General features: G+C 57.0%; 4 protein-coding genes. 3 read left to right on the top strand and 1 reads right to left on the bottom strand.

The window, feature by feature from the left end; translation table 11 throughout:
* Positions 1 to 1,146 (bottom strand): type VI secretion system tip protein TssI/VgrG (tssI, locus tag ACQZ40_RS25620; protein WP_448748908.1); only part of this gene is annotated, 1,146 nt, incomplete at its 3' end.
* A 154-nt stretch (positions 1,147 to 1,300) separates the two neighbouring features.
* Between tssI and ACQZ40_RS25615 the strand changes: the two genes are divergently transcribed.
* Genes ACQZ40_RS25615 through ACQZ40_RS25605 form a run of 3 tightly spaced genes read left to right on the top strand, consistent with a single transcriptional unit; the run spans position 1,301 to position 3,681 of the window.
* The gene (locus ACQZ40_RS25615; protein WP_233282682.1) at positions 1,301 to 2,272 is read left to right on the top strand and encodes a hypothetical protein; all 972 of its coding nucleotides are present in this window, start codon (positions 1,301 to 1,303) and stop codon (positions 2,270 to 2,272) included.
* A 37-nt stretch (positions 2,273 to 2,309) separates the two neighbouring features.
* Complete coding sequence (locus ACQZ40_RS25610; RefSeq protein WP_065656384.1) at positions 2,310 to 2,759, top strand: hypothetical protein; 450 nt, start codon at positions 2,310 to 2,312, stop codon at positions 2,757 to 2,759.
* 55 nt (positions 2,760 to 2,814) lie between these two features.
* Positions 2,815 to 3,681 (top strand): protein-L-isoaspartate O-methyltransferase family protein, encoded by an 867-nt coding sequence (locus ACQZ40_RS25605; RefSeq protein ID WP_104679724.1) that lies wholly within the window; start codon positions 2,815 to 2,817, stop codon positions 3,679 to 3,681.
* The last annotated feature ends 377 nt before the right edge of the window (positions 3,682 to 4,058 follow it).

The following is a 4,058-nucleotide window of genomic DNA, read 5'->3' as shown; positions in this document are numbered from 1 at the left end:
GCGCGGGCGTTTTGTTGACCGGTGCGGCGTCAGCGGCACACGGGCGGGGATCGCCTCGAAGTGATTGCGATATTCCGGCTCGTTGCCATTGGTCTCATAGGAGAGGTCGACGATGCTGTGGCTGGCCCTGATGATCACATGTTCTTCATAGGCGTGTTCGGGATGGGCAACCTCGTAAGGCGTGAAGCGGCGGCCGGCCTCCAGAATGCGCGAGGTCGACGAACCGAACACCCGGTCGTGATCGGCTTCGATGGACTGGGTGCGCAGTTTCTGCGCCCGCTCGGCCTCTTCCACCGTCTTGATGCGGGCCGGATATTCGTAAAGCTCGCGCTTCGTCGCATCCGGCATCTGCACCAGTGACGGTGTCATCGTGCCCGGCACCATGCCCGGCGTCTCGAAATTCCAGTCCGCGCCAGCGCGCTGGCCCGAGACATAGGAAAAACGCCGCGCCCAGTCGTTGATGTGGTTGCGATCCGAAGACCCCTGCGCCAGGCGCACCGTCCCCTCCCCCTGGGCGGCCGGCGACGGCCCAAGCCAGCCACTGGCGCTATCGGCCACATGGAGCTTGTGGGAACCGTCCTCATGGGCAAACCAGTAGAACAGGCCATCTTCCTCGAAACGACGCAGAAGATAGGAGAGGTCATCTTCATTCCATTGAACGCTGTAATGCTGTGCAGGCGGAGGCGAAATGATGCCTGACGTGTCGGGAGCGGGAATGCCATGTTCCGAAAACAGCGTCTCGACGACCTCCACCGCCGTCTTGTCCATCCAGATACGGCAATCCGACCGGCGCGACAGAAGCCACATTTGCGGGCGGATGGTCAGCGCATAGGAGCGCATGCCGCGTGTGATCGGCGGGCCTTCATGCAGCTCCGTCACCAGGCCGTTGAAGGGGCGGCGAACACCGCCGCCATCGCCGTCGCCCTGGCTGATCTCGATGGAGATATCGACCAGCCGTCCGATCAGCTCTTCGGGCTTGACCGCTTCCTTCTTGGCACGCACCGTCAGACGAATGTCGAAGAGCTGCGATACGCCCTCGTCAACCGCAAGTCGTTCCGGCAGAAGCTGATCTTCCCCTAACGGAGACTTGACCTTGAGCACACGGCTCGCCTGAATGAAATCGGAAAAAGAAGTCTGATCATTCATGGCAAACCTCGATGGAAGATCGGAAAAATATCAATCAACTGCCAAAATCTCGACAGAATGCAATCAAACATTGTGGCGAAACCATGGATTCACCATGAATTCTGCAACCCGAATAGGGCAAAATACTACCCATGAAATTTGACAGGGGGTGGACGTGAGGGTTGGAGCAAGGTCGAAACAGACAAAGCACGACGCCGACCACTACGGGCTGCGACGGGAATCCGCCGCCGGGGCACACCGCGGTGCCGGCTGGTGGGTCAGCCTCAGGCGGCGCGGCCACAGGATCGTCAGGCTGTTCAAGGACAGTATCTACGGTTCGGGCGATGCAGCCTATCGTGAGGCGCGTGCCTACCGCGACGCCATCATTCTTGCCATTCCGCCCGCTACCAACCACGAGCAGGCCGTGCTTCTGCGCAAAAACAACCGAAGCGGTATTTCCGGTGTGAGGCGCGTCGAGACAGCGGATGGCGATGTCTGGCAGGCAACGCTGATGACCAGTGAGGGGCAAAAAAGAGAAAACTTCTCCATCGCCAAATTCGGTGAGGAAGCGGCAAAGTCGATGGCGATCACGCAACGCCGCAAATGGCTGAAGGCACTACCCGTTACTCATCTCGCATACGCGCATCACGCTGCCGAGGTGGCACGCGCGCAGTTTGGCGACGAGCTTGCGCCGGCGGACGATGTTTTGCCCAAGTTGCGCCTGGACGATGCTGATATCGAGGCGCGCATCAAAGCCATTAACGACCAATTTGATGCGTCTCGCCCGAAGCGACTGCGGGTCCGGGTCAAAAGTTACATGAAGGACAGGGTGTCCATCGCTGTTTCCGATGCGGGAAGCCCGGCACGGAAAAAGCTCATGCACCTCAATACGAGAGGCGGGGCCGGGGTCGAAATCATCGAAGCCATCAAAGGTGTCATGAAAGAAGCGATCGCGACCGTCTACGATCAAAATATCTGGCTTTGGTTCAGCTCGGAGCATGTAAACGAACTGCTCGACCCGCAGACCTTTGATATCGACCAAGGTTTCAACGTCCTGGTTATTGTGCCCGAGGAGCGGTTACGATCACATGCGGAACAACGAACGGAAGCGATCGATTATGCGCGGCACGAAGAGCAAACCATATAGATGCAAAATCGAAAAGCAGCCCTGGCGGCCCACTGTCATGGCATCGTTTGCTCTTCCGCTCCTGATATCAGTCTCGATGGCAGCGGAACCATCCGATCACGACAAGGCCAGATTACAGAAAGCCGTCCTCGGCTGCTTTATGGCTCCTGCCGGCGCGACAACCTCCGCCATCATCGAAGCACATTTCGAAGATGGGAAACTGAAAGGCGTGCCGAAAATCGTGTCGAAAGGAGATGGGCCACTCAATGAGGCATTCGCACAAGCGGGTGTTCGTGCGATCCTGAAATGCGAAGCAAAGATCGCCGTCCTTCCAATCGATGGCGACGTACGCTTCAACTTCACGGCTGAGACAGCAGGGGCAGGCGTAGCCCCTGATACCCCGAAAGAGGTCGCGCCAAAGAAACTTTCCCCCGGGCAACAGCCGGCCCACGAGAAGGAAGCGAAAAAGATCGAAAACTTCCTGAACGAACGCCGAATATCGGATTGAAGGCAAATTCCGATTGGTTTGTCAGATGTTTTCTACATCGACAGGAGACCAGCTCATGGCAAATGAACGAGCCAGCATCGAAGAAATACGCGGGTTTTACGCGCGGTTGATGGTAGAAGCGAGCAGGTCGTCCGACCCGCGGCTCGAAAGGGCTTTCGAGGTCGTCCCCCGCGAAGCTTTCTTCCCGCCTGGTCCCTGGAAAGTCATGATCAACCTCCGGTATTTCGATACGCCGAGTGCTGATCCCGTTTACCTCTACCATAACGTCCTGGTGGCGCTTGATGCAGACAAAGGAATCAACAACGGGGAGCCTTCGCTTCATGCGGCCTGGCTCGGAGCAGTTGCACCGCAACGCGGAGAAGCGGTCACGCATATCGGTGCGGGAATGGGATACTACTCAGCGATCCTGTCGATGCTCGTGTTGCCAACAGGTACAGTAACAGCCTTCGAAATCGACAAGAGCTTGGCTGAAAAAGCTCGAGTTAATCTTGAACCCTTCGAGGGAGTAAGCGTGATCAACGCTGACGCGACTCAAAAGCGGCTCCCTAAATCCGATGTGATCTATGTGAATGCTGGAGTGGCAGCACCTCCAATTGACTGGCTACGAGCACTCAAGCCCGGCGGTCGGATGATCTTTCCGTGGCGACCAAGCGAGGAAGTTGCCCTGACGCTGCTGGTTCGGGCCGACAGCGGCGGCTTCAGTGCCAAACCGTTGATGCCGGCATGGTTTATTCCATGCGTGGGCGCTTCAAGAGAGGTTGCTCCTTCCAGAGTGCCGGCCAATTTCGACGAGGCGCGGACTATACGGTCTATCTGGAGAAAGGCTGACCGCTTCCCCGACCAAAGTGCAATTGCCATCTATCCGGACGTCTGGTTTTCCTCAGAACCCACTACGCCCACAGCAATCGAGTCAGGCAAGTGACACGCGCGACACCTTTTCCGTCTATTTTTCTGCTCGGTAACGACGTAAAATATGCTTCGGGTGTTCCCATTATCTCACCGACTTGAGCCGATATTGATGACGGCGGACGAACCTACCTGAACAAAAGAATACTCGACCGCATCTCGTTTCCACCAGGCTGTCGTACTTTCGATCGCGTCATTCTTGTCCAGATTATCCGGTGCGCCAAGCCTCTCCGATAACGCATCCAGGAAACCGGCAGGTCTTGGCGTGGAATATGCGCATGCTTTGTGTCCGTTGTAACCATCCGGACTAGGCCGCAGACCTTATGAATTTGGCTCATCAGCGATGATGCGTTCGATCTTTTCCGGATCACATTGCTCGTCGATAAGGAACTG

It is taken from the genome of Agrobacterium sp. 16-172Ci (genome assembly GCF_053522725.1).
Note: the sequence above shows the minus strand (reverse complement) of the source record. Positions and strands in the feature narration are given on the sequence as shown.